This is a genomic window from Pseudomonas sp. H1_F01 (genome assembly GCF_054681425.1).
The window spans coordinates 3,784,237-3,810,015 of the sequence record NZ_CP162823.1 but is presented as its reverse complement, the minus strand read 5'-3'; the positions used below and the strand labels follow the sequence as shown (position 1 = coordinate 3,810,015).

At 60.3% G+C, this 25,779-nt stretch carries 29 protein-coding genes; 14 read left to right on the top strand and 15 right to left on the bottom strand.

Annotation, left to right across the window (positions count from 1 at the left end; genetic code table 11):
• Window positions 1–405 precede the first annotated feature (405 nt).
• From AB4O09_RS17355 to AB4O09_RS17345, 3 genes are all read right to left on the bottom strand, one after another.
• Entirely contained in the window at window positions 406–687 is a 282-nt protein-coding gene (locus AB4O09_RS17355) for a hypothetical protein (RefSeq protein ID WP_013693209.1), read from the bottom strand.
• Between the two features lie 637 nt (window positions 688–1,324).
• The gene (locus tag AB4O09_RS17350; protein WP_460107255.1) at window positions 1,325–2,464 is read right to left on the bottom strand and encodes an epoxide hydrolase family protein; all 1,140 of its coding nucleotides are present in this window, start codon (window positions 2,462–2,464) and stop codon (window positions 1,325–1,327) included.
• Window positions 2,465–2,481: 17 nt separating this feature from the next.
• Window positions 2,482–2,943 carry a GNAT family N-acetyltransferase gene (locus AB4O09_RS17345; protein WP_013693213.1) on the bottom strand — a complete coding sequence of 154 codons (462 nt, stop codon included), beginning with the start codon at window positions 2,941–2,943 and terminating at the stop codon, window positions 2,482–2,484.
• A gap of 129 nt (window positions 2,944–3,072) precedes the next feature.
• Here AB4O09_RS17345 and AB4O09_RS17340 point away from each other — a divergent pair, with 129 nt between their 5' ends.
• The gene (locus tag AB4O09_RS17340; RefSeq protein WP_003201306.1) at window positions 3,073–3,372 is read left to right on the top strand and encodes a DUF2628 domain-containing protein; all 300 of its coding nucleotides are present in this window, start codon (window positions 3,073–3,075) and stop codon (window positions 3,370–3,372) included.
• Window positions 3,373–3,392: 20 nt separating this feature from the next.
• Here the strand turns inward: AB4O09_RS17340 and gcvA are convergent, their stop codons facing one another.
• The gene (gene gcvA, locus AB4O09_RS17335) at window positions 3,393–4,307 is read right to left on the bottom strand and encodes a transcriptional regulator GcvA (RefSeq protein ID WP_003201308.1); all 915 of its coding nucleotides are present in this window, start codon (window positions 4,305–4,307) and stop codon (window positions 3,393–3,395) included.
• Between the two features lie 106 nt (window positions 4,308–4,413).
• On the opposite strand from gcvA, the gene AB4O09_RS17330 reads away from it, so the two are divergent.
• Window positions 4,414–5,022, top strand: a complete 609-nt coding sequence (locus tag AB4O09_RS17330; protein ID WP_003201310.1) for a LysE family translocator — start codon at window positions 4,414–4,416, stop codon at window positions 5,020–5,022.
• A gap of 9 nt (window positions 5,023–5,031) precedes the next feature.
• Here the strand turns inward: AB4O09_RS17330 and AB4O09_RS17325 are convergent, their stop codons facing one another.
• The 4 genes from AB4O09_RS17325 to xylA form a co-directional block, all read right to left on the bottom strand.
• Window positions 5,032–6,168, bottom strand: coding sequence for a sugar ABC transporter permease (locus AB4O09_RS17325; RefSeq protein ID WP_003201312.1), 1,137 nt, complete (start codon window positions 6,166–6,168; stop codon window positions 5,032–5,034).
• Window positions 6,169–7,725 carry a D-xylose ABC transporter ATP-binding protein gene (gene xylG, locus AB4O09_RS17320; protein WP_060613825.1) on the bottom strand — a complete coding sequence of 519 codons (1,557 nt, stop codon included), beginning with the start codon at window positions 7,723–7,725 and terminating at the stop codon, window positions 6,169–6,171.
• Between the two features lie 178 nt (window positions 7,726–7,903).
• Window positions 7,904–8,905, bottom strand: coding sequence for a D-xylose ABC transporter substrate-binding protein (gene xylF, locus AB4O09_RS17315; protein ID WP_013693217.1), 1,002 nt, complete (start codon window positions 8,903–8,905; stop codon window positions 7,904–7,906).
• A 146-nt stretch (window positions 8,906–9,051) separates the two neighbouring features.
• Window positions 9,052–10,368, bottom strand: a complete 1,317-nt coding sequence (xylA, locus tag AB4O09_RS17310) for a xylose isomerase (protein WP_013693218.1) — start codon at window positions 10,366–10,368, stop codon at window positions 9,052–9,054.
• Window positions 10,369–10,522: 154 nt separating this feature from the next.
• Between xylA and AB4O09_RS17305 the strand changes: the two genes are divergently transcribed.
• The 3 genes from AB4O09_RS17305 to AB4O09_RS17295 all read left to right on the top strand — a co-directional run bounded on the left by AB4O09_RS17305 (window position 10,523) and on the right by AB4O09_RS17295 (window position 13,432).
• Entirely contained in the window at window positions 10,523–11,710 is a 1,188-nt protein-coding gene (locus AB4O09_RS17305) for a XylR family transcriptional regulator (RefSeq protein WP_003201321.1), read from the top strand.
• A gap of 96 nt (window positions 11,711–11,806) precedes the next feature.
• A complete protein-coding gene (locus AB4O09_RS17300; RefSeq protein ID WP_060613827.1) occupies window positions 11,807–12,934 on the top strand; it encodes a saccharopine dehydrogenase family protein in 1,128 nt (375 codons plus the stop codon).
• Window positions 12,935–12,937: 3 nt separating this feature from the next.
• Complete coding sequence (locus AB4O09_RS17295; protein ID WP_003201326.1) at window positions 12,938–13,432, top strand: DUF2269 family protein; 495 nt, start codon at window positions 12,938–12,940, stop codon at window positions 13,430–13,432.
• Here the strand turns inward: AB4O09_RS17295 and AB4O09_RS17290 are convergent.
• The gene (locus tag AB4O09_RS17290; RefSeq protein ID WP_043042853.1) at window positions 13,429–13,914 is read right to left on the bottom strand and encodes a thiol-disulfide oxidoreductase DCC family protein; all 486 of its coding nucleotides are present in this window, start codon (window positions 13,912–13,914) and stop codon (window positions 13,429–13,431) included. The two genes, AB4O09_RS17295 and AB4O09_RS17290, sit on opposite strands and share 4 nt — an antisense overlap.
• 112 nt (window positions 13,915–14,026) lie before the next feature.
• Between AB4O09_RS17290 and AB4O09_RS17285 the strand changes: the two genes are divergently transcribed.
• Window positions 14,027–14,965, top strand: a complete 939-nt coding sequence (locus AB4O09_RS17285; protein WP_032833048.1) for a hypothetical protein — start codon at window positions 14,027–14,029, stop codon at window positions 14,963–14,965.
• A 131-nt stretch (window positions 14,966–15,096) separates the two neighbouring features.
• Here the strand turns inward: AB4O09_RS17285 and AB4O09_RS17280 are convergent, their stop codons facing one another.
• Window positions 15,097–15,333, bottom strand: coding sequence for a hypothetical protein (locus AB4O09_RS17280; RefSeq protein ID WP_003201330.1), 237 nt, complete (start codon window positions 15,331–15,333; stop codon window positions 15,097–15,099).
• A gap of 151 nt (window positions 15,334–15,484) precedes the next feature.
• On the opposite strand from AB4O09_RS17280, the gene AB4O09_RS17275 reads away from it, so the two are divergent.
• Window positions 15,485–15,826, top strand: a complete 342-nt coding sequence (locus AB4O09_RS17275) for a hypothetical protein (RefSeq protein ID WP_003201332.1) — start codon at window positions 15,485–15,487, stop codon at window positions 15,824–15,826.
• Window positions 15,827–15,940: 114 nt separating this feature from the next.
• Here the strand turns inward: AB4O09_RS17275 and AB4O09_RS17270 are convergent, their stop codons facing one another.
• Window positions 15,941–16,834, bottom strand: coding sequence for a LysR family transcriptional regulator (locus tag AB4O09_RS17270; RefSeq protein ID WP_003201334.1), 894 nt, complete (start codon window positions 16,832–16,834; stop codon window positions 15,941–15,943).
• A gap of 93 nt (window positions 16,835–16,927) precedes the next feature.
• Between AB4O09_RS17270 and AB4O09_RS17265 the strand changes: the two genes are divergently transcribed.
• The 4 genes from AB4O09_RS17265 to AB4O09_RS17250 all read left to right on the top strand — a co-directional run bounded on the left by AB4O09_RS17265 (window position 16,928) and on the right by AB4O09_RS17250 (window position 20,610).
• On the top strand, window positions 16,928–17,935 hold the full coding sequence (locus AB4O09_RS17265; protein ID WP_013693221.1) for an aldo/keto reductase: 1,008 nt from the start codon (window positions 16,928–16,930) through the stop codon (window positions 17,933–17,935).
• Window positions 17,936–18,046: 111 nt separating this feature from the next.
• Complete coding sequence (locus AB4O09_RS17260) at window positions 18,047–18,841, top strand: DeoR/GlpR family DNA-binding transcription regulator (protein WP_003201338.1); 795 nt, start codon at window positions 18,047–18,049, stop codon at window positions 18,839–18,841.
• Window positions 18,842–18,972: 131 nt separating this feature from the next.
• The gene (locus tag AB4O09_RS17255; protein WP_003201340.1) at window positions 18,973–19,899 is read left to right on the top strand and encodes a Gfo/Idh/MocA family protein; all 927 of its coding nucleotides are present in this window, start codon (window positions 18,973–18,975) and stop codon (window positions 19,897–19,899) included.
• A gap of 15 nt (window positions 19,900–19,914) precedes the next feature.
• Window positions 19,915–20,610, top strand: a complete 696-nt coding sequence (locus AB4O09_RS17250) for a tRNA (adenine(22)-N(1))-methyltransferase (protein WP_013693223.1) — start codon at window positions 19,915–19,917, stop codon at window positions 20,608–20,610.
• 47 nt (window positions 20,611–20,657) lie between these two features.
• Here AB4O09_RS17250 and AB4O09_RS17245 read toward each other — a convergent pair whose 3' ends face one another.
• The gene (locus AB4O09_RS17245) at window positions 20,658–21,035 is read right to left on the bottom strand and encodes a hypothetical protein (protein ID WP_027911756.1); all 378 of its coding nucleotides are present in this window, start codon (window positions 21,033–21,035) and stop codon (window positions 20,658–20,660) included.
• 114 nt (window positions 21,036–21,149) lie between these two features.
• Here AB4O09_RS17245 and AB4O09_RS17240 point away from each other — a divergent pair, with 114 nt between their 5' ends.
• A complete protein-coding gene (locus AB4O09_RS17240; protein WP_003201348.1) occupies window positions 21,150–21,776 on the top strand; it encodes a hypothetical protein in 627 nt (208 codons plus the stop codon).
• Window positions 21,777–21,801: 25 nt separating this feature from the next.
• Here the strand turns inward: AB4O09_RS17240 and AB4O09_RS17235 are convergent, their stop codons facing one another.
• Window positions 21,802–22,167: a CPBP family intramembrane glutamic endopeptidase gene (locus tag AB4O09_RS17235; protein ID WP_223528722.1), complete on the bottom strand. Its 366-nt coding sequence runs from the start codon at window positions 22,165–22,167 to the stop codon at window positions 21,802–21,804.
• A 102-nt stretch (window positions 22,168–22,269) separates the two neighbouring features.
• Here AB4O09_RS17235 and AB4O09_RS17230 point away from each other — a divergent pair, with 102 nt between their 5' ends.
• Window positions 22,270–22,482: a hypothetical protein gene (locus AB4O09_RS17230; RefSeq protein ID WP_223524342.1), complete on the top strand. Its 213-nt coding sequence runs from the start codon at window positions 22,270–22,272 to the stop codon at window positions 22,480–22,482.
• 135 nt (window positions 22,483–22,617) lie between these two features.
• Here the strand turns inward: AB4O09_RS17230 and AB4O09_RS17225 are convergent, their stop codons facing one another.
• Together AB4O09_RS17225 and AB4O09_RS17220 are read right to left on the bottom strand one after the other, a co-directional pair.
• A complete protein-coding gene (locus AB4O09_RS17225; protein ID WP_013693225.1) occupies window positions 22,618–23,388 on the bottom strand; it encodes a class I SAM-dependent methyltransferase in 771 nt (256 codons plus the stop codon).
• 188 nt (window positions 23,389–23,576) lie between these two features.
• A complete protein-coding gene (locus tag AB4O09_RS17220; protein WP_060613828.1) occupies window positions 23,577–24,821 on the bottom strand; it encodes an acyl-CoA dehydrogenase family protein in 1,245 nt (414 codons plus the stop codon).
• Between the two features lie 377 nt (window positions 24,822–25,198).
• Between AB4O09_RS17220 and msuE the strand changes: the two genes are divergently transcribed.
• Window positions 25,199–25,762: an FMN reductase gene (gene msuE / locus AB4O09_RS17215; protein WP_013693227.1), complete on the top strand. Its 564-nt coding sequence runs from the start codon at window positions 25,199–25,201 to the stop codon at window positions 25,760–25,762.
• The last annotated feature ends 17 nt before the right edge of the window (window positions 25,763–25,779 follow it).

Here is a 25,779-nt window from a genome sequence, read left to right as displayed (position 1 = left end):
TGGGCCAGCGACGCAAGGGCAAAAGAAAAGGCCCTTACCATCGCTGGCGGGCCTTTGAGATACGTGTGTTATTGGCTCACGACACCTCACGACCCGCCTTGGCGGTCGTGGTTGTGGTGGTCGAGGCAATCTGTGGCAGGTTCATGGTGCTGACAGTAGCTTGCGGCCGTCAGGTTTGGCAAGCGGGTATGTCACCTGCTTGCGAAAGCCGTCGATCGTTCCCACGCTCCTGCGTGGGTACGATCAGGTTGCGGGGCCTGTGGAAGATCGTTCCTCACGCTCCGCGTGGGAATGCCGCCAGGGACGCTCCGCGTTCCGCTTCTGGAGGGTGACGCAGAGCGTCACGGGATGCATTCCCACGCAGAGCGTGGGAACGATCAATTGTGCCGTCGCCGTCTCAACGGTTTAGCCCTCGAGCCCGCGTTGTTCGATCACGCCAAACACATCCGCCACATCCTGTACCAGGATCCGGGCAACGTTGGTGATGGTGTTGATGTCACTCGATGCCGAATCACGCAGGCTGCTGCACGCCACCAAGGTCAGGTAATCGAGCGTGGCGTGCAGGCGTTCGCTGGCACAGGCGTGGAGTTCGGGGAGTGGGGCGTGGGTGTCGATCAGCAGGACGGGATGGGTGGTGGCGGTTTGGGTCAGGGGGGTGAAGCGTTGATCCAAAGGATTCTGGCGCATAGTTACTAATTTCCTCATATCAAGAAAGATAGCTACTGCAATTCGCTGCGAAACGAACGGGTGGTAGCTGCATGTGGGTTCGCAGACCGAGGATACGAGGAACTCGGCAGACCCGAAGATCTCCCACACACAGCCACCATAAGTGACGTTGAACGCCAAACGCGCCCATTGTTACTTTTATGATGCCTGGTTGCCAGCGTATCTATCGGGCTGCGAAACCCAGCCACCGGCCAAAGCCAGCGACGCCCCAACTATAGAAGTCGATCCCGGCACCCACAACCGACCTGTAGGACGCACGCTTCCCCTGTGGCGAGGGAGCTTGCTCCCGCTCGGCTGCGCAGCAGTCGCAAAACCGGTGCCTGCGGTATACCTGGCGAAATAAGGTGTCTGGTTTGTGGCCGCTTCGCAGCCCAGCGGGGATAAATCCCCTCGCCACAGAGGTAAATTCCTACGAGATTTTCGGACCGATTTTTGCCGCTACCACTGGAGTGCACGACTTTCTGTGGGAGCAAAGCTTGCTCGCGATGCAGGCACCTCGGTTCCCCGGAAGACCGCGTCGTCTTCATCGCGGGCAAGCCTTGCTCCCACAGGAACAGTGCTCCCACAGGAGGCTTGCGGCGAGTATCTTCAGATTTTTCTAGCGACAGCCGCGAAAAAAAGCCCTGACATCCTCCGCCAACAACTCCGGCTGTTCCAACGCGGCAAAGTGACCACCGCGAGGCATGACGGTCCAGCGATCCACGTTAAAGCAGCGCTCCACCCAGCTCCTCGGCGGCATAGGCAGTTCCTTGGGAAACAGCGCAACCCCAACAGGCGGTTTCAGCCGTTCACCGTCGTTGAACAGCAACGGCCGCTTGCCACCTTCCACATACTGGCGAAACGACGAGCCGATGCAGTTCGTCAGCCAATACAGCGTGACATTGGTCAGCAACCACTCTCGGTCGATAGCGGGGCTGTCATCGCACCAGGACAGGATCTTTTCCCCCATCCACGCCAACAGTCCCGCCGGTGAATCATTCAGGCCCACCGCCAGGCTCTGCGGCTTGGTTCGCTGAATGTGCCCATAGGCGCCTTCGGCATCGGCAAAGGCAGCAGCGCGTTGCAGGAAGGCCGTTTCTGCCTCGGTCAGCGCGGGCTCGGTTTCGCCAAGGGGAGGGCGATAGGACCCGGGGATGTAATTGAGATGAATGCCCGTCACCCGCTCGGGAAAGCGCACGCCCAGCCACGTCGACACGCCTGCACCAATGTCCCCGCCCTGGGCGCCAAACCGGTCATAGCCCAACCCGCTCATCAACTCACTCCACAAACCCGCCACTTCATACGGCCCCATGCCGGATTGCTGGAACGGTGCGGAAAAGGTGTAGCCGGGCAGCGACGGCACCACCACATCGAAGGCGTCCGCAGGATCACCGCCATGGCGGGTCGGGTCCGTCAGCAATGGGATGATGCGCTGCATCTCGATGAACGAGCCGGGCCAGCCATGGGTGAGGATCAACGGCATCGGCTTCGGCCCGACGCCACGTTGATGAATGAAATGGACCCTTTGCCCATCGATGTGGGTGACAAATTGCGGCAAGCGATTGAGCACCGTTTCCTGGGCACGCCAATCGAACGTGTTCGACCAATAGGCGAGAAGCTCCCGAAGCACATCCATGTCCATGCCTTCGCTCCAGCCTTGGCCGGCCAGGGGTTCTGGCAGCCTTGCGTTCAGCAGGCGGTGGCGAAGGTCCTCAAGGGCGCTGTCGGGGATGTCGATGGAGAAAGGTTCGATGAGCATGCGTGTTTTCGTCCTGATTACCTAACATCTGAAAATGATATGACATGGGTCGCAAAATCATCTTCTACCGGCCGAAATCCGCAGCGCAGGTAAAAGGCTGCGCCCTCCGGCGTGTCTGTAGACAGGCGCACCGCTTGGAACCGTGACGCTGCGTGTTCCAAGAGATGTTCCACCAAAAACCTGCCCACCTTCAGCCCCCTTGAGGTTCGCGTGACATATACCCTTCGTAACCTACCGACACTCGGGGCGGCATAGGGATCACATGAAAGTCCGCCAACAGCAATCAGTTGCCCGTTGTCGAAGACTCCTAGAAAGCACTCCCCAGGTTGATCGAATCGATTGGACCCGTTTCTCCAATCGATGATCAAGCGAGTAAGAAACCTAAAACCCTCTGTAACAGATTCTGCCTCCAGTTGCAGAATCGCTGGAGGAAGTTCTAGCAGTTGCCGTACCGTCAGTGCTCGTACTGATTCAATCACTGGACATTCCTGTGTTGCTTTTAGTTGCCGGCACGACTTGGGCGCAGCTAGTGTAGCCACGATGGCCGTGCTTGATGCTGGACGAGTGCAGCAGATTAAAAATGGAAATATCTAACGAAGGAGTGGTACATGGCACGCTATTTCAAGAGCCCGGACAGTGATCAAGTTGAAGAAGTGGACGCGTTCCAGGTGTTGGCGATCCTGTTCTTGGGCGTGATCTATCTGTTTTTCGCAGGGCTCTGGCGACACTTGTTGATCTGGCTCGGCATCCTGGCGATCGGGCTTGTGGCGGGGCCGTCATGGATGGCAGGGGCAACGGCGCTACTGCATGTCGTCTACTGTTTCATGATCCGCAAGATTGTTGCGCAGGATTATTTGCGCAAGGGTTGGATTGAAGTCGTTGATCCAAAAGTTGTTGCTGGAAATTGAAGGCAAGCGGCTTTGCAGCTCTACGAGCTCTTTACTGGACCCTGTCCATCCCAATCCTGCTGGACCTGAGAAAACAACCAATCAACAAAAACCTGCGTCTCAGCCACCGCATCCCCGGACACCCCGTAGTAATAGCGGGCTAACGGCAGGCGCAACGACGGCAGTGGACAGGTCAGGCGCCCGTTGGACAAATCCCTGCCCAGCAGCGAAGCCGGACACAGCGCCACGCCCAGCCCATCGACGGCGGCCTGCAGCACGAGGTGCATGTGATCGAATTGCAGGGTCGGCGAGTTGTTTAATGACTCGATCCCAGCGTGTTCCGCCCAGTCTTGCCAATCGCTGCTGCGCGTCCTGCCCGACAACAAGGTGTGTCGGGCCAGGTCGTGGATGGTTTCCAATGGCACGCTGTGCAGCAACGACGGGGCGGCGACCAGCAGCAGGTCGTCTTCCAGCAGCACCGTGGGCTGTACATGGGGCGACCAGCCGGCGTGCCCGCGGCGGATGACCACGTCGAACGTTTCCCGTGATGGATCGGGAGGTAGGGTGCTGGTGACGATGTCGGGCTTGATGTCCGGGTGAAGCGCCATGAAGTCGGGCAGTCGCGGGATCAGCCAACGCACCGCGAAGGAGGGGCGTACGTTGATGGTCACTTTGCGCTGGGCAGCGTTGCGCGTCAGTGCGGTGGCGGCGTTGGCGATCTGGGTCAGGGCCTCGCTGACCTGTTCGTAGAAAGCCCGGCCGGCCGGTGTGAGCAAGGACTGGCGGGTTCGACGTTCGAACAGCAGCACGCCCAAGCGCTCTTCGAGCAACTTTACGTGGCGGCTGACGGCACTGTGGCTCACGTGCAGTTCTTCGGCGGCGCGGCTGAAACTCTGGTGGCGAGCGGCAGCGGCGAAGGCGCGGACGGCGTTCAACGGGGGGAGGTTGGCGATCATGTGTCTAATTTAGTCACATATGTAGTGCAATTAAAGCGTTTGTCAGCGTCCCGGTGCCACGCCACCCTGAGGTCCACAACAATTCGCTTTCAATGTGGAGTGATGCATGGCCGGTTACGGACTTTTTCTGATCCTGGCGACCCTGACGGTGCTCAGCCCGGGCCCCGGTGTGGTGCTGACGATTTCCAATGCCTTGCGCCATGGCTGGCGCGGTGCGCTGCCGGGCATTTTCGGTATCGCGTCGGGCGCATTTATCGTGGCGGGTATCTGCGCTAGCAGCTTGGGGTTGATCCTGGCCGCCTCGGCGACGGCCTTCACGCTTTTGAAATACATCGGCGCGCTGTACTTGTTGTACCTGGGCATCAAGATGTGGCGAACCCAACGCTTCGTGCCCGAACTCACAGCCACGTCCACGCGCCCGTGGCGGCGATTCGGCGAGGCGCTGTCGATCCAGTTGCTCAACCCCAAGGCCGGGTTTTTCTTCCTCGCCGTGTTCCCCCAGTTCATCAAGCCGGCGGGTGACTACTACAGCCAGTTCTTCTTGCTGGTGTCGTCCTACAGCGTGCTTGTGGTGCTGGTGCATTCCGGTTATGCGCTGATGGCCAATGGCGCCAGGGGCTGGCTCTCCTCAAGCCAGGGCGCCAGGGTTGTCGGCAAATTCTCGGGCATCACCTTCCTGGGCTTTGGTGTGTTGATGGCGTCTGCCAGCAAATGATGAGCTTCCTCAACGTCGCCCTGTCCGCGTACTGACATCCACCCACACCGCCAGCACCAGAATGCTGCCTTTGACGATCATCTGCCAGTAGCTGTCGACATCGAGCATGGACATGCCGTTGTCCAGGCTGGTGATCACCAGCGCGCCGAGGAGGGCGCCGTAGACCGTGCCGGAGCCGCCGCGCATGGAGGTGCCGCCGATGAAGCAGGCGGCGATGGCGTCGAGTTCACCCATGTTGCCGGCAGAGGGTGAGCCGGCGGCCAGGCGTGCGGTATTGACCACGCCGGCGAGGGCGCACATCACGCCCATGATGCCGAAGATCCACAGCTTCACCGCCTGTACGTTGATGCCGGACAGGCGCGTGGCTTCCATGTTGCTGCCTACCGAATAGACGCGGCGGCCGAACACGGTCTGGCTGGTGACGTAGCTGAACACCCCCAGCAGGATCAGCAGGAGCAGCACCGGCACCGGGATGCCATCGTAGCTGTTGAGGGTATAGACGAACCCGGCCAGCACCGCGCCGATCACCACCACGCGCAACACGTCACGTACCAGGGAGTGGGCCGCGAGGCCATGGAGCGCGCGGTTGCGTCGCTGTTTCCAGGTCAGGAACAGAGTCAGGGCGAACAGCAGGATACCGAGCCCGGTCCCGACCGTGTGCGGCAAATAACCCTGGCCAACGTAGACCAGTTCCGGTGACACCGGGGCAATGGTGGTGCCGCCGGTCACCCCCAGCAGGACGCCGCGAAACGCGAGCATGCCACCCAGGCCAACGATGAACGACGGGATACGCAGGTAGGCGGTCATGTAGCCGTTGCCCAAGCCAATCACCAAGCCGCACAGGGCTACCAGGCTCAGGTTCGCCAGCAGCGGAATGTGATAGACCACGTCGAGAATCGCCGCCAGGCCACCGAGCAGCCCAAGCAATGAACCCACCGACAAATCGATCTCGCCGCTGATGATCACCAGCACCATGCCGCAGGCAAGGATCCCGGTGATGGACATCTGCCGCAGCAGGTTGGAGAGGTTGCGCGGGGTCACGAACCCACCCTCGGTCTGCCAGCTGAAGAACAGCCAGATCAGCGCCACGGCGATCACCAGCGCGAGCATTTTGTAGCGGGAAAACAGCTGTTTGACCTGATTCATCTACGCGGACTTCCGATCATTATTGTTATGGCCATCGGGATGGCTGAGCGCGGCGGCGAGCACCTGTTCCTGGGTCAGTTCGTGGTTGATGAAGTCGCCGCGCAACTGACCTTCGCCGATCACCAGGACGCGGTCGGAAACCCCCAATACTTCGGCCAGTTCCGAGGACACCATGATGATCGACACGCCTTCGGCCGCCAGCGCGCCCATCAGCTTGTAGATCTCGTACTTGGCGCCGACGTCCACACCCCGGGTCGGTTCATCGAGAATCAGCACGCGGGGTTTGGTCAGGAGCATTTTCGCCAGCACGGCTTTTTGCTGGTTGCCGCCGGAGAGACTGGTGATCGGCAAGAACGGGCTCGCGGTCTTGAGGTGCATGCGCGCGATCTCCTTGTCGATGCTGCCCAGTTCGGCTTCGGCGTCGATGCGCGTCAGTTTCGAATAATTGTCCAGCACCGCCAGGGTGATGTTCTGGCCCACGCCCAGGTCCGGAATGATGCCTTGGCGCTTGCGGTCTTCGGGGACCATGCACAGGCCGGCACGGATCGACTTGAGCGGCGTGCGCGTGTCGATTTGTTGGCCGCCCAGCCAGACTTCACCTTCGTAGCGGCCGGGGTAGGCGCCGAACAGCGCTGACACCAGTTCCGTGCGGCCGGCGCCGACCAGCCCGGCGATGCCGAGGATTTCCCCGCGCTTGAGAACGAATGAAATGTCGTCGACCCGTTTGCGCCTGGGGTTGTCGACGTCGTAGCAGGTGAAGTGGCGCGCCTCGAAAATCACTTCGCCGACGTCATGGGGTTCAGTGGGGTAGAGGTTGCTCATTTCCCGTCCGACCATCTGGGTGATGATCTTCGGGATGCTCATGTCCGCCATGGCGGTGGTAGCGATGTGTTTGCCATCGCGGATCACCGAGATGGTGTCGCAGACGGCGGCCACTTCATCGAGCTTGTGGGAGATGTAGACGCAGGCGACGCCTTTGGCCTTGAGGTCGCGGATGATGTCCAGCAGCACCTCGATTTCCGAACGAGTCAGGGCCGAGGAGGGCTCATCGAGGATCAACAGCCGCGCCTGCTTGTTCAGCGCCTTGGCGATTTCCACCAATTGCTGGTAGCCACCGCCGTACTGCGAAACCGGCAGCGAGACGTTCATGTCCGGCACTTTGAGTTCACGCATCAGGGCTTCGGCGCGGTGGATCATCGCCGGGTAGTTCATGCGCCCGCCGGGCAGCGTGAGTTCGTGGCCCATGAAGATGTTTTCAGCCACCGACAAGTCGGGGACCAGGGTCAGTTCCTGGTGAATGATGACGATCCCGGCGGCTTCGGTTTCGCTGATGGACTGCGCCTTGAGCGGCTGGCCGTCCCAAACAATTTCACCCTCCCAAGTGCCGTAGGGATAGACCGCCGACAGCACCTTCATCAGCGTGGATTTGCCGGCGCCGTTCTCACCGCACAGGCCTACACACTCACCCGGCTTGACCTTGATGTCGATGCCGTTCAGGGCTTTGACACCGCCAAAGGTTTTGACGATGCCGTTCATTTGCAGCAGGTAGTCGGACATGGCAAGGACTCATGAAAAAGGGCTCACACATCAGCAGTGGGGCAGGCAGCCAAGCCATGTGACCTGTGGGAGCGAGCTTGCTCGCGATAGCGGCGGTTCAGCTTGCATCAATGTTGGATGTGCTGCCGTCATCGCGAGCACGCTCGCTCCCACAGGGGGGCTTGATTGCCTGGTCAGATCACTGCCCGGCGATCTGCGCCTTGGTGTAGAACCCGTCCTTTTCCAGCAGGTCGATGTTGTCCTTGGTCAACGGCGTGGGGGTAAGCAGGATGGTGTCGACTTTCTTGCTGCCATTGTCGTATTGCGAGCTGAAGGTCGGCTTCTCGTTGCGCGCCAGTTGCACCGAGAGCTTGGCGGCTTCGGAGGCGATCAGTTTCAGCGGCTTGTAGACGGTCATGGTCTGGGTGCCATCGATCACCCGCTTGACCGCTGCCAGGTCAGCGTCCTGGCCCGAGATCGGCACCTTGCCGGCCATTTTCTGGGCGGCCAGGGCTTGGATGGCGCCGCCGGCGGTGGCGTCGTTGGAGGCGACGATGCCATCGATCTTGTTGTTGTTCCGGGTCAGGGCGTTTTCCACGATGCTCAGGGCTTCGGTGGGGTTCCATTCCTTCACCCACTGCTGGCCGACGATCTTGATGTCACCCTTGTCGATGGCCGGCTGCAGCACCTTCATCTGGCCTTCGCGCAGGACCTTGGCGTTGTTGTCCGTAGGGGCGCCACCGAGCAGGAAGTAATTGCCCTTGGGCGCGGCCTTCAGCACGCCGCTGGCCTGCATCTCGCCGACCTTTTCGTTATCGAAGGAAATGTAGGCGTCGATATCGGCGTTTAGGATCAGTCGGTCGTAGGACACGACCTTGATCCCGGCCTTCTTGGCTTCGGCGACGGCGTTGGTCAGCACGGTGGCGTTGAATGGCACGATGACGATCACATCGACGCCGCGGGAGATCAGGTTTTCGATCTGCGAGATCTGCTTCTGCTCGTTGGCATCGGCCGACTGGACGAAGACCTTGGCGTCGAGTTTTTCCGCCGCCGCGACAAAGTAGTCACGGTCCCGTGACCAGCGTTCCAGGCGCAGGTCATCGATGGAAAAACCGATTTTCGGATGGGCCGCATCGGCCATGACCGGAAGCGAGAGCAGGGCGAGGGCGCCGGCGAGCAGGGTACGTTTGAATGTATTCATGTGGTGCGTCCTTTTATTGTTGTTTGAAAGACACTGCCTGACGATGAGCGTGATACCGGGTAGAACTGTAGAGCGTTGCAGCGCGCCGTGGGCACAGATTTGTCGCGCGAATGTAACAGCCCCTGGGCCCCGACCATTGCCCGTTGTCAGGGGTAGATGAACCGATTGACCACGTTTTCGAGCATCTCCTGTCGACCGCTGACGGCTTGGGGATTCAGCTCGTTGGTGAAGGCATGCTCGGCCAGTGATTCAAGGCTGAAGTCACCGGCCAGTACCGCTTTGCCAAATGGTTGCTGCCAGCCGGCGTAGCGCTGGTCCTTGAACTGTTGCAACTGATCGTTCTGCACCATGGCCGCCGCGCGTTCCAGGGCGAGGGCGAGGACGTCCATGGCGGCGACATGGCCGTGGAACAGATCGAGCTCGTCCAGGCTCTGGCGCCGGACCTTGGAATCGAAGTTGAACCCACCATTGCGAAAGCCCCCGGCCTTGAGGATTTCATAGGTGGCCAGGGTCATTTCCTCGACGCTGTTGGGGAACTGGTCGGTGTCCCAGCCGTTCTGCGGGTCGCCACGGTTGGCGTCGATGCTGCCGAAGATGCCCAGGGAGACGGCCGTGGCGATCTCGTGATGGAAGCTGTGCCCGGCCAGGGTCGCGTGGTTGGCTTCGATGTTGACCTTGATCTCGTTTTCCAGGCCGAACTGTTGCAGGAAGCCGAACACCGTGGCGCTGTCGTAATCGTACTGGTGCTTGGTCGGTTCCTGGGGCTTGGGCTCGATCAGCAGGTCGCCCTTGAAGCCGATCTTGTGCTTGTGCTCGACCACCATGCGCATGAAGCGGCCCAACTGTTCGCGCTCGCGCTTCAAGTCGGTGTTGAGCAGGGTTTCGTAACCTTCACGGCCGCCCCACAACACGTAGTTGGAGCCTTTGAGGCGCTGGGTGGCGTTCATGGCGCTGAACACTTGCGCGGCGGCGCAGGCGAATACTTGCGGGTCCGGGTTACTGGCGGCGCCGGCGGCAAAACGTGGGTTGCTGAAGCAGTTGGCGGTGCCCCACAACAGTTTGATCCCGGTCTCTTCCTGATGGCGCTCCAGATGATCGACCATCAGGGCGAAGTGTTCGCGGTACTCTTTGAGCGAACTGCCTTCGGGGGCGACATCGGTGTCGTGGAAGCAGTAGTAGTCGATGCCCAGCTTGGAGAAGAACTCGAAGGCCGCTTCGGCTTTGCCGGTGGCCAGTTCCATGGGGTCCCCGGCGTGCTGCCACGGGCGCTTGAACGTGCCGGCGCCGAACACGTCCGATCCCGGCCAGACGAAGGTATGCCAGTAGCAGACCGCCATGCGCAGGTGCTCGCGCATGGGCTTGCCGAGCACCAGTTTGTTGGCGTCATAGTGACGGAAGGCAAGCGGCGAGTCGCTGGCGGGACCCTCGTAGCGAATCTTGTCGACAGCAGGGAAGTACGACATGGGCGAGTTCCTTTTTATTCTTGGCGGTGTCTCGATACTAACGCCGGCCCCGTGGCTGCTGATTATGAAAATCACCAACAGGGCGTTCGATTTTGAGTATTGAGGTTCGTCGCTTGCACGCCTAGTCTGTGTGCATCGGCCCAGGGTTAAACCAATGAAAACCGTCCCGCCCGTTCACCGCATTGCACTGTTGTTCAACGGCAGCAAGATCTACGACCGCGGCATCATCAGCGGCATCGGCAACTACCTGAGCAGCACGCGCGCGTCCTGGGACTTGTTCCTCGAGGAAGATTTTCTCTGTCGCTTGAAAGGGATCGAGCGCTGGCAGGGCGACGGGATCATCGCCGACTTCGACGACCCGCTGATCGGCGAGGCGCTGGCCGGGATCAAGCTGCCGGTGGTGGCGGTGGGCGGCTCTTATCAGGATGAACGCGCCTACCCCAAGGGCATTCCCTATGTCGCCACCGACAATGATGCGTTGATGACGTTGGCCTACGAGCACCTGATCGAGGCCGGGCTAACCCGTTTTGCCTGTTTCAGCCTGCCTGAAGCACAAGCCAATCGCTGGGCCCAGGAACGGGAAAAAGCCTTTCGCCGGCTGGTGCAGCGCGATGGCCTGCACGCCGAGGTCTATCGCGGCATGGGCACCAGCGCACCGCTGTGGGACAGCGCCGTCGAACAACAGATCGCCTGGCTGCAAAGCCTGCCCAAACCCATCGGCATCATCGCCGTCAGCGACGCCCGCGCCCGGCAGTTGCTGCAAGCTTGCCTGACCGCCGGGATCGCCGTGCCCGAGCAGGTGGCGTTGATCGGCATCGACAACGACCCCCTGACCCGCAGCCTGACGCGGGTGCCGCTGAGCTCGGTGATCCAGGGCACCGAAACCATGGGCCGCACCGCCGCACGCCTGCTCCATCAAATGCTGCACGGCATGCCGTCCACCGGCACACAGATTCTGATACCGCCGGATGCGATCAATGTGCAGGTGTCGAGCCTGCATCAACCGTTGGGCAACCCTTATGTCATGCAGGCACTGCTCTTCATCCGCCAATACGCCTGCCAGGGCATCAAGACGGCCCAGGTGGCGGCCTATGTGGGAGTGTCGCGCTCATCGCTGGAATCGCACTTTCGCAAGGAGCGCGGTTGTAGCGTCCACGACGAAATCCTGCGCTTCAAACTGGCCGCCGCCGCCAACGGATTGGAAAACACCAATTCGCCGATTGCTGACATCGCCCAGAATTGCGGCTTCAAATCGGCGCAATACCTGCACACCGTGTTTCGCCGCGAGTTCGGCTGCACCCCTCGGGAGTATCAACAGGGAACTAATGCGGCCACTCACTGACCTCCTGCCGAACCGCTCTTGTGGCGAGGGGGTACACCACCGAGTCGTCCTTGTGGCAAGGTTGCTGGCTTTATCGAATATTGAGGGAAGGATGGAATGACGCTCAGGGTGATGGTGGTCGGCGGGTATGGAAACTTCGGCAGTATCGTTTCCAGGCACCTGGTGGTGATGCCAGGTGTACAGCTAGTGATTTCGGGGCGTGACGCCCAAAAACTGCAGCTCAAAGTCGAGGAGTTGAACGCTCAATCGGGCACGGTGTGTGAAAGTTGGTGCGGCGACGCCATGGGAGCGGGCTTCAAATCCATCCTTGGATTGATGAACATCCAATGGGTCATCCATACCGGTGGCCCATTCCAAGGGCAATCCTATGCCGTGGCCGAAAGTTGCATCGACGCGGGTGTGAACTACTGTGACCTGTCCGATTCCAGAGACTTCGTCACCGGCATTGGCGCACTCGACGCCCGGGCAAAACAAGCAGGCGTGGCGATCTTCAGTGGTTGCAGCTCAGTGCCGACGCTCTCGGCCGCACTCATTGATCAGCAGCGGCATCGCTTTAAACGTATCGACACGATCGAACATGGTATTTCCTCTTCGGCCAAGATGCCGGGGTTGTCCACCGTCGAAGGCGTTCTGGCCTATGCAGGCAAGCCGATCAAGCAACTCAGGAATGGCCGAGTGCATGAGGTCCTGGGATGGCAGGATCTGACACTTCGCAGAATGCGCCATATGGGAACCCGGGTATTGGCCAATGTCGACGTGCCGGACATGGATATCTTCGCCAGCCGCTACGGTGCCCAGACCCTGACCTTCAAGGCCGGCTCAGGCTTGAAGCTCGGCGGCATTGCCAATTATCTGCTGGCCCAGGCAATGAGGATGGGGGTGGTGCGTGACCATGTTACTTGGGCCGCCAGGCTTCATCGGTGGGGGCTCTGGTTCGAACGATTTGGCGATGGCAAAAGCGCAATGTACATCGACGTCCATGGCATGGGGGCCAATGGCGAACCGTTGTCGATGAACGTGCAGCTCACCGCCATGAACGACAAGGGCCCGGAGATTCCCAGCTGTGCAGCCGTTGCCTTGGCGGCAAAAGTCGCCCAAGGGTATCTGCCCGAATCCGGTGCTCGGGCCTGCGTGGGTGAAATCACCGTTGACGAATACATGGCTGCCATCAACGACCCCGAAAACTTGAGCCTGTCCGTTCACTTCTCTGACGAGCAGGGCTGACAGATGCTCTATCTTTGCCTGAAGTACCTCCACATCATTGCTGCCATTTTCCTGTTCGGCTTCGGCATGGGGTCCTACCTCTACCTGATCGCGGCCAGCCGCACCGCCAACCCTCAGATCATTGCCCACGTGGCCAGGACGGTCGTCCAGTTCGACACTTGGATTACCACGCCGGCGGGCTTTATTCAGATTGGGACGGGCTATCTGTTAATGAGACTGGCCGGACTTCCCCTGACCACGGAATGGATAATGACGTCGTTGATCATTTTCTTTTGCGTGGGGGCGCTGTGGCTTCCTGTGCTGGTGCTCCAGAAGCGTTTATACGTGATGGCTTCGAGCGCGCTTGGGGACGGGCGGGTGCTCGGTGATCGATACTCATCCGTGTATCAAAAGTGGTTCTGGATGGGGGTTTTTGGCTTTTTGGGGATGTTTGTCATTGTGCTGATCATGGTGACGAAGATGACGCCACCTCAGTGGATCGAGCTACTGAAGGGCTAAGTACCGATCCGTTCCACCGGATTGCTCCCAGGCGTTGGAGCCGTCAAGAAACGCCGCTCATGATCCGGGCTCGGTAAAAGGCACACGTCGTATTTGCCAAACAGCCGATAACGATTCAGGGCAATGCGATCATAAGCCCAATCCCGAAGCCTGCGGGGGACGTAGCGCAGCAGTTTCACCGGGCGCCAGGGCCAGGGCAGCAGGGCTACGACTTCAAAAATCGCCTCCGAACGCACCCAGTAATGCTGATCGCGAACCACGGCCATGGTGTCGAACTGCTGCAAGGGCAGGCCCGCCCAGGCAAGCAAGGCTTGTCCTTCGGGCGACTGTACGGAGGCCAACCGCACGCGGCGGGCGTGGTCATGGCGGATCAGGAACTTCGCCCAGCCATTGCACAGTTTGCAAACGCCGTCGAACAGGACCACTGTCTCGCCTGGCTTGAGCAAGGGCGCGGGTGAGGGACGAGTTTGGGAGATCGGCATGAATGGGTGTCTACATGGCGCCTGGTTATCCGGATAATACGCCTGTTCCAGCGTCAAGGGGCGACCCGGAGGGTTGCTCGACCATGATGACTTCAAGGGCATGATCCGATCCATGAGTGATGACACCTACAGCCTGTATATACGCTTCCAGACCCCCGATCCTGACATCGGCCCACGGGAGCGGGTGCCGATGCTGGAGCAGGAGCTGGCCTGGGCGCGGGAGCACGCAACCATGCATCGCTTCAGCTGGATCATGGTGCTGGTGCCGCCGTTGGGCCTGGGTCCGGTGTTGCCAGGCATCGCGTTTTCGCTGGGGCTGCTGGTCTATCAAGGGTTATCCGCCCCAGGCGTCAACCTTGACCGGATCGTCGAGGCCTCCCTTGACTGGCTTGTACTCGCCACCTTGCTGTTCATGGCTGTCTGGGTCCTGCATAACTACTTGCGCGATAAGCGCGACCCGACCAAGCGATATTGGCAATCGATGCCCGATCAAGGGCTGGTCGAGCTCGAACACCATACCCTGGTCTGCGGCGTCAACCTGTGGTCCAACGACTATGATCCGGACTGCAACACCCTCATGCAATGGACCGACGGCAAGTTGAAGTGCGTGCAAGACAGCGGTGTATCGCAATGGATTCTGGCCAAGACCGCGGCGGGGCACTGGCTGGTGCTCAAAGAGCAATTTTCGGGCGACTTCAGCTACGGACGGGAAGGGCAAATGCCTGCACCGGACAAGCTGTTGCAACCTCGCCAGCAACTGGCGATCGCTTTCGCCCCCGGCACAAACCTGCAACTGGGCCGGCGTTTCGATGGGCCGCCGATGCCATTGGTGGATACGCCGTACTGGCTGTCTGCCGATGAGCTCAAGCGCCTTGTCGAGGCCGCCCATCACTGGAATTTTCTACCGCCGAACCGCTATGGGGTGATCAATGACCAGGATGCCGCGTGGGTGCAACGGTTGCTGAACAGGGCGCAAGCGAGCGTTGGGCCTGTAGGAGCTGTCGAGCGAAGCGAGGGTGCGATCTTTCCCAGACATTTGAGCCACAAGTGAAAGATCAAGAAATCGTCCGAACGCGGCCTGAGCCTTCGGCATCTCCTACAGCGCAGTCCAGCGGGAGCAAGCTCCCTCGCCACAATGAGTCGAACACATTCCTGGAAGTCCGGCCTGTCCTTGGCCGGGCGCTAAAGCCACGTATTCACCACCCGCCGATCCAGCTCTTCCCAATCCGCCATGCCCAGTACCCGAGTGGTGTTCAACCCGCGCAAATAACCGCGCAGTTGATTGGCCGTGGCGCGCCTGAGCTCCGGGTCGGGTTCGGTGCTGCTCAACAGCACGCTTTCGTACTGGATCAGGTAATCAGCCACCCGCTCACGGAAGTCGGGCAATACCGCGTCGCGAATCAGATCAAACGTTCTCATGGCTATACCTCATCAATCTTTCTCGGCTTGCAACTATTGCTAGGAGTAATAGTGACCATTACGAAATGCAAGTTCTGCTTTGCCGACAATCATTGGAAAATCAGCGCCATCGAACACGCAACCGATTATTTTATTTTCAGGACCCCCACTCATGCGCCCTTTATTTTTGCTTCCCCTGGCGTTTTCCCCGTTGTTGCTGGCCGGTTGTGCCTCGGCGCCGAACGATCCGACCCTGACCTTGCAGACCAGCAAGACACCGGCCCAGTACGCTGAATGCGTCATACCGAAATTGCAGGGCAATGCCTTGAACCCGATGGTCTCGCAGACCCAGCGCAGCTACCGCATCGTGGTGCCGAGCAAAGTCTCGGCAGACAACGTGCTGGAAGCCTACAAGGCTGGCAGCGGCGGCAAGGTATTCATCTACGAGCGACATTTGCTGGCTTCCAACCTCCTGCCTTCGAGTTTTGAACGCGCCGCGCAGGAATGCATCTGACCGGCCCGTAAACGTTTTTCACTGTGCTCCTTTGGTTGGCCGCAACCAACCAATTTCCTTGCCCCGCACCGTATTCGGTCGCGGGGCTTTTTTTGTCTGCCGGTTTCAGGTTGGTCAATCATCTGCCCGGATGAACTCGATGAACGCTTTCAGGGCCGGTGGTACGTGACGCCGGCTGGGGTAGTAGAGAAAAAACCGGCTTGGCGGCGCTTTCCATTGCGCGAGCAGTTCCGTGAGCTGCCCATTGCGGATGTCATCGCGCACCAGCTCCTCGTAGACGTAGGCAATTCCGGCGCCATCTTTTGCTGCCTGGATCATCAGCGCATCGTCTTCAAGAATGAGCGGTCCGGTGACGGACAGGCGGATCGGTTGCCCTTGTGCCTGATACTCCCAGGCATAGAGTTTGCCGCTGGGAAAACGTCGGGCGATGCAGGCATGGTCGAGCAAGTCGCGTGGAGCCTGGGCGATTCCCTTCGCGGCCAGATAGGTGGGCGAGGCCACGGTCACGAACGATTGAGGGGGGCCGACAGGGACGGCGATCATGTCGCCGGCCAGGCTTTCGCCAAAGCGCACACCCGCGTCAAACCCGCCGTTCACGATATCGGTCAAGCCATCATCGGTGACCAGGTCCAGTTGAATACGTGGATACCTGGCCACGAATGGCGCGAGCACTTTCGCAAATACCGCACGCGCCGCCGGACGCGCCACGTTGAGACGAAGCTTGCCGGCAGGCACTTCCTGCATCGAGGTCAGTTGCGCCAGTGCATCGGCAACCTGCTGCAGGGTCGGGGCCAGCGTTGCCAATAGCTGGTGGCCGGCCTCGGTCGGGGTAACGCTGCGCGTGGTTCGATTGAGCAGCCTGACACCCAGGCGTGCTTCCAGTGCACGCATCGCGTGACTCAAGGCAGACGCCGAAACGCCACGCTCGTCGGCGGCCTTGCGAAAGCTGCGATGGCGAGCGACGGCCGCAAAGGCATCCAGTTCGGAAAGATCGGGGTGCTGACTCATGAATTCTGTTCAGTAGTTCAAATAAGATTACCTATCTTATCGTCATGAGATTGCTCCCGGATACTGGCCCACATCATCTGTGGAGTACTCGCTATGCAAAAGAATCGTCTTGGATCATCGGATTTTCTGATTTCGCCCATTGGCCTGGGAACCTGGGCCATTGCTGGCACCGGCTGGGAATACAGTTGGGGCGCGCAGGACGACGAGGACAGCCTGGGCGCCCTTGAATATGCCGTCGAGCGTGGTGTGAACTGGATCGATACCGCGGCGGTTTATGGCTTGGGCCACGCCGAACAACTGGTTGGGCAACTGTTGCGCCGGGTGCCGGCTTCACGGCGTCCGTTGGTGTTCACCAAGGGCAGTCTGGTCTGGGACCCGGTCACGAAGGCGATCTCGCACTCGCTGGCGCCTCAATCGCTGCTTGCCGAGGTCGAGGCAAGCTTGCGCCGGCTGCAAGTCGAAACCATCGATCTTTATCAGATCCACTGGCCGGCCTTTCCTGCCGACGGCAGCAGTGAAGGAATCGAAAGTGCGCTTTCGGCGTTGGACACCGCCCGCGAACAGGGAAAAGTTCGCGCTATCGGCGTCTCCAATTTCGATGTCGCGCAACTCAAGCGGGCCCAGGCGGTAACCGAGATCGTCTCACTCCAGCCACCTTATTCCGCCCTGATGCGAGATATCGAGGAAGACGTCCTGCCATTCTGCGAGAAGGCGGGGATGGGTGTCCTGGCCTATTCCACCCTTCAATCGGGCCTGCTTTCGGGGAGCATGACGCGCGAGCGCATCGCCCAATTGCCCGATGACGATTGGCGCAAGGCCCGCAGCGCGGACTTCCAGGAGCCGCGCTTGAGTGCGAACCTGGCGCTGGTCGAGGTTTTGGCCGGTATCGGTGAACGGCACGGGGTGAGCGCGGCGGCAGTCGCCATCGCCTGGGTACTGCGCAAGCCGGTGGTGACCGGCGCCATCGTCGGTGCCCGCCGTTCCGCGCAGGTCGATGGGCTGATTGCCGGCGCACAGCTGCGCCTCAGTGCCGAGGAAATCGATGAGATTCAACCTTTCCTGCCCTTGGGTATGGGCACGAATGTCCCTGGGGCCGCTTGATCTTTAACGTTTGACAGCCCGCTTGACGAGCGGGTTTGACGCCTCGCTGCATAAGCGGCACTATTTGCTCGTTTGTGATCATTAGTGCTCGTTTATGCAGGTTGTACTGTCATGACTTCTCCTCACGAAGCGTTCCCCGGCGAACGCCAGCAATTGATCAGCCAGCGTCTTGCCCGGTATGGCCGGGTGATCGCGGCCGACTTGGCCAGCGAATTCAATGTGTCCGAGCATTCGATACGGCGTGACCTGGGCGCGTTGGCAGCGGCGGGGGTGTGCAAGCGCGTTTATGGCGGCGCGATACTCTTGCCCGCTCCCGAAGGGCCGATGGAGGTACGCGTGCGCAAAGACCCGGCGCGCAAGGGCAGTCTCGGCCAAGCGGCCGCTGCACTGCTGCGCGCGGGCCAGCACGTCTTCATCGACGCCGGGTCGACCAATCTGGCCGTGGCCTGCGCCATCGATCCGCAACTGCAGCTGACCCTCACCACCAATTCGCCGCTGATTGCGGTTCAGTTGATGAAGCTGCCCCGCGCTGAGGTCATCCTGCTGGGTGGCCGCTTGAGTCCTAACGCGGGTGGTGTGATCGGGCTGACGGCTGTCCAGCAATTGCGTCAGTTCAGTTTTGACGTGTGCTTCCTCGGTGCCTGCGCCATCGATCCGGACAATGGCGTCACGGCGTTCGGCCTGGATGACGCGGAGTTCAAGCGCGCGGTGGTCGCGGCAAGCGGGCAGGTGATCGCGGCGGTGACCAATGAGAAACTCTCCAGCGTTGCCCACTATCAGGTGGCCGCCTGCGAAGAGGTCGCCACCCTGGTGGTGGAGCACGATGCGCCGCGTGAGCGACTCGAACCCTTCTTCGGCCGGGTGACCAACGTCGTGACTGCAGCCAGTGAGCTACGGCACAGCTGAGGTCTTTGCGGCACTGCTGTTACCCAATTGCGCAGGACCATCGTATAGATACTGCACGGCCCCCATTGTCCGCCGGGCGATTTGCGTCTAGTTTGCTGGCCGATCACAAGTACAAAAATCAGGAGTCATCGATGCAACCGATTCGTCTCGGGCTGGTGGGCTACGGCAAGATTGCCCAGGATCAACACGTTCCAGCCATCCACGCCAACCCCGCGTTTCAACTGGTGGCTGTCGCCACGCAAGGGCTGCCTTGCGCCGGGGTGGATAACTTCCGGTCCCTGGGCGAACTGCTCGAAAACGGTCCGCAGGTCGATGCCATTGCGTTTTGCACACCGCCACAAGGTCGATTTGCCCTGGTGCAACAGGCGCTGGCGGCTGGCAAACACGTGCTGGTGGAAAAACCGCCGTGCGCCACGCTGGGAGAAGCCATGGCGTTGGTGGAGCAGGTCCGCGAGCAAGGCGTCAGCGGCCTGTTCGCCTGGCATTCGCGTTACGCGCCGGGCATCGCAGCCGCCCGTGACTGGCTGGCGAGTCGCACCTTGCAGAGCGTGCAGATCGACTGGAAGGAAGACGTGCGCAAGTGGCACCCCGGCCAGGCGTGGATCTGGCAACCCGGTGGCCTGGGCGTCTTCGATCCGGGTATCAATGCCTTGTCGATTGTGACCCATCTGCTGGCGTTGCCGCTGTTCGTGGAGTCCGCCGAGTTGCGCGTGCCGGACAACTGCCAGTCGCCGATTGCCGCCAGCATCAAGATGGCCGACGCGCGCCACCTCGATGTTCGTGCGGAGTTCGATTTCGACCATGGGCATGACGAGCTCTGGAGCATCGAGATTCGCTGCGCCGAAGGCGTCCTGCGCCTGGACAATGGCGGTGCGCTGTTGAGCATCGACGGCGTGGGCCAGGCTGTTTCCGAGGAAGGCGAGTACGCGGCGGTGTATCGACATTTTCAACAACTGATTGCCGACAAAACCAGCGACATGGACCTGCAGCCGCTGCGGTTGGTCGCGGACAGCTTTTTTGTCGGCAGTCGGACGGCGGTTGAGCCGTTCTACGATTAATCCAGGGAACTGCAGTTGAACGAACAGACCTTGTCCATGCGCCTGGAGCGCGTGGCGGCGCATATGCCGGCAGGTGCGCGCCTGGCCGACATCGGCTCGGATCACGCTTACCTGCCGGTGGCCTTGCTGCGCCGTGGCGCCATCGCGATGGCGGTGGCTGGCGAGGTGGCGCTGACGCCGTTTCGCGCCGCCGAACGCACCGTTGGGGAGAATGGCCTGGAACAGCAGATCAGCGTGCGCCTGGCCAATGGCCTGGCGGCGATCGAGCCGGAAGACGGGATCACGGCGATCAGCCTCTGTGGCATGGGCGGCGAGACGATCCGCGACATCCTGGACAGCGGCAAAGCGCGGTTGAGCGGCCAGGAGCGCCTGATCCTGCAACCCAACGGCGGCGAGCAACCGCTGCGTCAATGGCTGATGGAGAACGACTACCGCATCCTCTGCGAGGAAGTGCTGCGGGAAAACCGTTTCTACTACGAGATCATCGTCGCCGAGCGCGCCGGGCCGGTGACGTACACCGCCGAGGAGCTGTACTTCGGCCCGCTGCAGCTGCAAGCCCGCACCCCGATCTTCCTGGCCAAGTGGCAGCGCCTGCTGTGCCAGAAGCAAAAGACCCTCACCAGCTTCGCCAAGGCGCGGCAAGCCGTGCCGGAAGAGAAGCTGCAAGACATAGCCCGGCAGGCCCGTTGGATCACTGAGCTGTTGGCTTGAGTTGCATTGAGGTCATCGGCTAAATGCCACGGTCCCCAGGTGACTGATTATCGACCCCCCACCGGGTAGTGCTTGATACGACACGCATAGGAGTTGCCGTCGCCTTTACAAACGCCATCGAGGTAGCGGTAGTCCACCCGTACCGACTGCCCTTTGCCGGGCCATTGTCGGCGGGGCAGCGTGGCTTGGTAGTCCGGGGTTTCCGGGGTGAAGGTGAGCGATGAGCCTTGCGCGGGGCACTCCACCGAGGCGGATTTCGGCCTGGCTTTCACGATCTGCGCCTGAAGCTGTGGGTAGGGTTGTTTCAAGACCTCGACGATACGCAGCTCCAGGTGGCAGATCTGCCACGTCGAGGCCTGGACGGGCCCACTCAGGAAGGCGAGCGTCAAGGCAGACAGTCCGAGGCACGCTGCGTGAGAGTTCATGGTTGCCCTTGTTTGAGGTATTGACGTTTGCGAAATCATAGCGTGGCATTGTAGCCAGCAGGAGGGTGGTGGCACTATGCCAAAAACCTTCAGGCCGATACAAGGAAGTGACCCATGCCCGGAATTCCTGACGTCGCATCCGCGTTTCGCGACTTCATGCAATCGTGGAAGGAGGACCGCAAATACCTGCCGTCATCCATCAGTGCCCTGGCCAACGGTTTCGAGGGCTGGCTGAAATTCGAGTTCTATTTCTGGTTGATCCACGCCCGTGGGCTTCGTGGCCCCGACCGCGAGCTGGCCGATGTGGGTGTCGAGTACAAGGTGGCGCTTGATCAGCGTTGGTCGCAGATGGATATCGTCTCCAAGCAATGCGACCTGTGGATCCGCGACCAGGATGAAAAGCGCTTTCACTTCATTGAACTCAAGACCCCCTTCGCCAATGCCAATCAGGGCAAGATGTTCGACAGTGCGGCCAGAGACTATTGGTACATGACCCGCTTGAAAGCCCAGGCGGAAAAGGTGGCCACGGGCAGCGTCATTATCTTTGGCGTGAACTTTGATCAGGCGCGCTGGGAAAAGCATCTCCAGTACGTCGAGGAATATGCCGGCTACGTCGAGCATTCATCCAAGGCCTCCGACACCGTGCCAGGCGTGGAGGGGCTGAGGTGGGCGGTCCTGACCATGCATTACTCACCGCTGGGCGAGCTTCCTCTGCCGCAAGTCGAGGTTCAGGCGCCATAAAGGGCTCTGGCCTGGCACCGCTGGCTTAGCCGTAAAGCCCCATCAGCGAGAAAGACTTATCAGTGGTCAGTGCAACCATTTCGGCCAGCGAATGCAGGAGCACCGGAACCAGCAGGCCACCGCTGACCACTCTTGCGATAGCGAATATGCCCCCACAGGCGAAGATCAGCACGACGGTGATCCAGTTCCCGTATTGGATGTGCATGGCGGCGAAGATGGCCGACGTAACGATGACCGCGATCCATGTCCAGGCACGGCTGTTCTCGTAGGGGAACAGTCGGAGCATGTAATGGCGGAAAAACAACTCTTCGGCGATGGGTGGCAGCACGATCAGCGAGGCGATCTTGATCGTGGCCTGCCAGCTGTTGAGCCCGTCCAGAAGCTCGGCCATGAACACTTCTCGTGGCAACCCCAGCACGAGGGTGGCAACCCCGAAAAACAGGTAGGCGCCAACGATGCCAAGCGCACCCCACCGCAGGGGGGTGCCTATGTAATGACCACGCCATTGAGTGCGCGCATCGGCGCGGTACTGCAGGGCGAAGAGAGCGAGGAGAACGAGCGCGGTGATACCCGAGGTGGTCGTGAACGTCAGGTAGGCCTGCATGTCTGCGGGTATGAACAGGACTTCGGGCACTGCTGCCAGGAAGACTACCAGGGTCGCAAGTACAAACATCCCGAGCCGGGGAAAGAGGCGGTAGGGCGGTAAAGTGGCGGCGGGAGCAAACTCAGGGGCGGCACAAAGATTCGTCACAGTCACTCCATGAGTGCAAGGAAAAAGGCACGATGCCAGTGTTTTGGGGGCGTCAGGTACGAGTTCCTGCCGGGTTGATGGCGTCGTGATTCAATCCAGGCGGCGACATGAATAAGCGTGGGTCTGATAAGGGAACTCAATGTGCTTGCGCCCGCGCAGCGCCGGATGGGTCTGAATCAAGGCCCGTAGTTGATCCGCTACCTGTTTTTTCTCTGCGTCAGGCAGCGCTGCGATGAAGCTCACGGACAGAAAGCGATCCAGGATGACCGTCTCGGGGCTGCCTGCGTGGCTGTAACTAAAACAGGTCAGTTCGGGCTCCGAGAAGTAACGTCCGTTGAAGGGGCGTCGCCAGTTTCCGGTATGAAAGCGTGGGGTATCGCCTTCGAAGGGGGTGATGATTTTGGTGATGTCGGCCACCCAGTCCACTGACTCATCACGCACGTTCCAGATCAGACCGAGCCGGCCGCCCGGTTTGAGTACTCGGTGAATCTCTTGGAGCGCGGTTTCATTCGCGAACCAGTGGAAGGCTTGAGCGCATACGAGCGCCTGCGCCGCCCCTGCCTCGCGGGGAATGGATTCGGCCGTTCCCTCCAGAATCCTGGTGTTCGGCAGATGCTTGGCAAACTCGATTCGCATCGCCTCGACCGGTTCGATGGCGATGGTATTGATCGTCATCGAGTCCAGCAGGCGAGTGAACTTACCGGTACCGGCTCCTAATTCAATGACTGTCGATCCTGGGCTGATTTCCAGTGCACTGCTGAGCCAGGCCTGTATTTCGCTTGGGTAGTCTGGGCGCCCTTGGGTATAGGTGCGGGCTTCTGCTGAGTATCCTATCTGAGCGGCCTTATGGATAACTGTCATCTTCAGCGACCCTTCGGGTGGATGGGGGTAGATCGATTATGCGGTGTGTTTGGGTCGTCAGCTAGTTGATCCTTTTTGTGCTTGGTCTTGTCTGTTTGTATTGGGGTAAGTCGCTTGTTGGGTTTTTTTGGGGGGAGGGGGTGTATATCCGTTCCTGCGGTAACGGATATACACACCAACCCACCTACTCAAAGCTGCTTGGACCCCCCGCCAATCTGCCAGACATACGGCGGTTCCGTACCATTGATTTCCCAATCACCAATAATGCGCTCCTTGTAGATCAACGGATTGTGCGAAGCGGCGGTTCGGGCATTGCGCCAGTGACGGTCGAGGGCCTTGCTGGTGCTGGTGGCCGAGGCACCAAGGGCATTGAACAGGTCGCTGGTGGTGCGTAGCACCAGGTCGGAGATGACCACCTGGGCCTGGGCCGATTCCAGTTCAGCGGCGATGTTGGCGGTGTGTTCGGTCTCGGTGTTCTGACTGAAGCGGCTTTCGTAGGCGCGTTGGGAGGCGCTTGCGGCTCGCAGGGCAGTGGCTTCGGCGGCATAGACCTGGGCCGAGGCCCTGCCGACCACTTGCTGCACCTGCACGTCCTGGCTCACTTCGCTGGCATTGCCGGTGCTGAAGACCCGCGTGCGTTTGCGCACTTGCTCGGTAATGTCATGAACCGCAGCGCGGCCGGCACCGATCAGCACGGCCAGCAAGACCAGTTGATAAAACGCGGTCTGGTATTTGAAGCGGGTGGAGAAGTCGATGAGGTTCTGCGCCTCGACCAACGCATTCTCGAACAGCGACGTGCCGCTGCCGGTAGTGCGTTGGCCAAAACCGTCCCAGTCATCGCTTTGCTTGACGCCCGACTGGTGCACGCGCACGGCGGCAATCACGTCGGCGCCGTTGTCGTCGCGTTGGGCATACACGTCGATCCAGTCGGCGAAGATACTGCCGGTGCTGTAGTACTTGGTGCCGTTGACGACCCATTGATCACCCAGGCGGGAAACCCGGGTGCCGACGTCGCCGATTTTCACGGCGCCGACTTCCGTCCAGGCATTGCCCACCAGTTCACCCTCGACGAAGCGCTTGAACCAGATGTCTTGTGGGCTGCTGGCGTGGGCGTTGAGGCGGTCCTCGACAAATGCAAAGTGCCCGCGAAGCGCCTGGGGCAGGTTGGAATCGGCTTCAGCCAGTTCGATCAGCAGTTGCAACAGTTGCGGCAACGACGCCCCGGCGCCGCCATATTCGACCGGTACGCGAATGGCACCAAAGCCTGCTTCCTTCAGCCATTTCACCTGTTCAAAGGGCAAGCTGCGCGTCTGCTCACGCTCCAGGGCGCCGGCCTGGATGCGTGTAAAGATCGGCCGAAAACGTTCGGCCAAGGGCTCATAGTCGGTGCCGGTGGAAAGGATCGGCGGCAGGTGTTGTTGCTGTGCGGTCATGGTGATGTTCCTTCTTATGACGAATAGGTGGGCAGGGGGAGAAACCTGCCGGTGCCAGTGGCTATTGCACAGTCCATGCCCGAGGCCCAACGCCTGTAAATACGGGGCTTGTACAGCGTTCATCAGGGAAAGGGCTGCCCTCGCTGCGAACAATCTGTTGCGCAAGTGTGTGCCCGGCAACAGTTGCTGCCACAAACATCGACGCAGCGAATGTTCGTCAGGCAACAGTGGATCAACAGCTTGTCCGTCAAGCGACAGTGACATGATCCGGCTAAGATCCTAAGCAGTTGATTAATAAATGAATATTCAACTGGCACGGTTGCTGCTCTACACCTTGTGCAGACGCTGAGGTGGCGTCTCCAGGCATGGGGTAAGCGATGAGCAAGCAATTCAAAGTGGTGGCGGTGTCAGGCAGCGTGCAGCACCCGTCACGCACGCTGGTCCTGCTCCAGGCATTGGTGGACAGGCTCGGGCAGCAACTGCCGATCGAGCTGCGTTTGATCGAACTGGCCAAGGTCGGTCCACAGTTCGCCGGGGTCTTGCGTCGCGAGGCGTTGCCGGCTGCCGTGCAGGATGACCTGCTGGCCATTGAGTCGGCTGATCTGTTGATCGCCGCCAGCCCGGTGTATCGGGCCTCGTACACCGGTCTGTTCAAGCATCTGTTCGATTTCGTTCATCACGAAGCCCTCAAGAATGTACCGGTACTGCTGGCCGCGACGGGGGGCTCGGATCGCCATGCCTTGATCATCGATCACCAACTGCGACCCCTGTTCGGCTTCTTCCAGGCCCTGAGCCTGCCGGTGGGGGTCTATGCCAGCGAAACCGATTTCACCCAATACCGGATCTCCAGCGCACAGGTATTGGAGCGTATCGAACGCGCCGTCGAGTCGGCGTTGCTGAGCCTGGTACCGAGCGTTCGACGCGACGCCAGTGCCGCTTGATCAATTTCTTCCTTTCA

What these genes read in the sequence shown, in the direction of transcription:
- AB4O09_RS17355 (WP_013693209.1), bottom strand. Translation starts at nt 687, where the DNA reads ATGCGCCAGAATCCTTTGGATCAACGCTTCACCCCCCTGACCCAAACC.
- AB4O09_RS17350 (WP_460107255.1), bottom strand. Translation starts at nt 2,464, where the DNA reads ATGCTCATCGAACCTTTCTCCATCGACATCCCCGACAGCGCCCTTGAG.
- AB4O09_RS17340 (WP_003201306.1), top strand. Translation starts at nt 3,073, where the DNA reads ATGGCACGCTATTTCAAGAGCCCGGACAGTGATCAAGTTGAAGAAGTG.
- gcvA (WP_003201308.1), bottom strand. Translation starts at nt 4,307, where the DNA reads ATGATCGCCAACCTCCCCCCGTTGAACGCCGTCCGCGCCTTCGCCGCT.
- AB4O09_RS17330 (WP_003201310.1), top strand. Translation starts at nt 4,414, where the DNA reads ATGGCCGGTTACGGACTTTTTCTGATCCTGGCGACCCTGACGGTGCTC.
- AB4O09_RS17325 (WP_003201312.1), bottom strand. Translation starts at nt 6,168, where the DNA reads ATGAATCAGGTCAAACAGCTGTTTTCCCGCTACAAAATGCTCGCGCTG.
- xylG (WP_060613825.1), bottom strand. Translation starts at nt 7,725, where the DNA reads ATGTCCGACTACCTGCTGCAAATGAACGGCATCGTCAAAACCTTTGGC.
- xylF (WP_013693217.1), bottom strand. Translation starts at nt 8,905, where the DNA reads ATGAATACATTCAAACGTACCCTGCTCGCCGGCGCCCTCGCCCTGCTC.
- xylA (WP_013693218.1), bottom strand. Translation starts at nt 10,368, where the DNA reads ATGTCGTACTTCCCTGCTGTCGACAAGATTCGCTACGAGGGTCCCGCC.
- AB4O09_RS17305 (WP_003201321.1), top strand. Translation starts at nt 10,523, where the DNA reads ATGAAAACCGTCCCGCCCGTTCACCGCATTGCACTGTTGTTCAACGGC.
- AB4O09_RS17300 (WP_060613827.1), top strand. Translation starts at nt 11,807, where the DNA reads ATGACGCTCAGGGTGATGGTGGTCGGCGGGTATGGAAACTTCGGCAGT.
- AB4O09_RS17295 (WP_003201326.1), top strand. Translation starts at nt 12,938, where the DNA reads ATGCTCTATCTTTGCCTGAAGTACCTCCACATCATTGCTGCCATTTTC.
- AB4O09_RS17290 (WP_043042853.1), bottom strand. Translation starts at nt 13,914, where the DNA reads ATGCCGATCTCCCAAACTCGTCCCTCACCCGCGCCCTTGCTCAAGCCA.
- AB4O09_RS17285 (WP_032833048.1), top strand. Translation starts at nt 14,027, where the DNA reads ATGAGTGATGACACCTACAGCCTGTATATACGCTTCCAGACCCCCGAT.
- AB4O09_RS17280 (WP_003201330.1), bottom strand. Translation starts at nt 15,333, where the DNA reads ATGAGAACGTTTGATCTGATTCGCGACGCGGTATTGCCCGACTTCCGT.
- AB4O09_RS17275 (WP_003201332.1), top strand. Translation starts at nt 15,485, where the DNA reads ATGCGCCCTTTATTTTTGCTTCCCCTGGCGTTTTCCCCGTTGTTGCTG.
- AB4O09_RS17270 (WP_003201334.1), bottom strand. Translation starts at nt 16,834, where the DNA reads ATGAGTCAGCACCCCGATCTTTCCGAACTGGATGCCTTTGCGGCCGTC.
- AB4O09_RS17265 (WP_013693221.1), top strand. Translation starts at nt 16,928, where the DNA reads ATGCAAAAGAATCGTCTTGGATCATCGGATTTTCTGATTTCGCCCATT.
- AB4O09_RS17260 (WP_003201338.1), top strand. Translation starts at nt 18,047, where the DNA reads ATGACTTCTCCTCACGAAGCGTTCCCCGGCGAACGCCAGCAATTGATC.
- AB4O09_RS17255 (WP_003201340.1), top strand. Translation starts at nt 18,973, where the DNA reads ATGCAACCGATTCGTCTCGGGCTGGTGGGCTACGGCAAGATTGCCCAG.
- AB4O09_RS17245 (WP_027911756.1), bottom strand. Translation starts at nt 21,035, where the DNA reads ATGAACTCTCACGCAGCGTGCCTCGGACTGTCTGCCTTGACGCTCGCC.
- AB4O09_RS17240 (WP_003201348.1), top strand. Translation starts at nt 21,150, where the DNA reads ATGCCCGGAATTCCTGACGTCGCATCCGCGTTTCGCGACTTCATGCAA.
- AB4O09_RS17235 (WP_223528722.1), bottom strand. Translation starts at nt 22,167, where the DNA reads ATGGCCGAGCTTCTGGACGGGCTCAACAGCTGGCAGGCCACGATCAAG.
- AB4O09_RS17230 (WP_223524342.1), top strand. Translation starts at nt 22,270, where the DNA reads ATGACCACGCCATTGAGTGCGCGCATCGGCGCGGTACTGCAGGGCGAA.
- AB4O09_RS17225 (WP_013693225.1), bottom strand. Translation starts at nt 23,388, where the DNA reads ATGACAGTTATCCATAAGGCCGCTCAGATAGGATACTCAGCAGAAGCC.
- AB4O09_RS17220 (WP_060613828.1), bottom strand. Translation starts at nt 24,821, where the DNA reads ATGACCGCACAGCAACAACACCTGCCGCCGATCCTTTCCACCGGCACC.
- msuE (WP_013693227.1), top strand. Translation starts at nt 25,199, where the DNA reads ATGAGCAAGCAATTCAAAGTGGTGGCGGTGTCAGGCAGCGTGCAGCAC.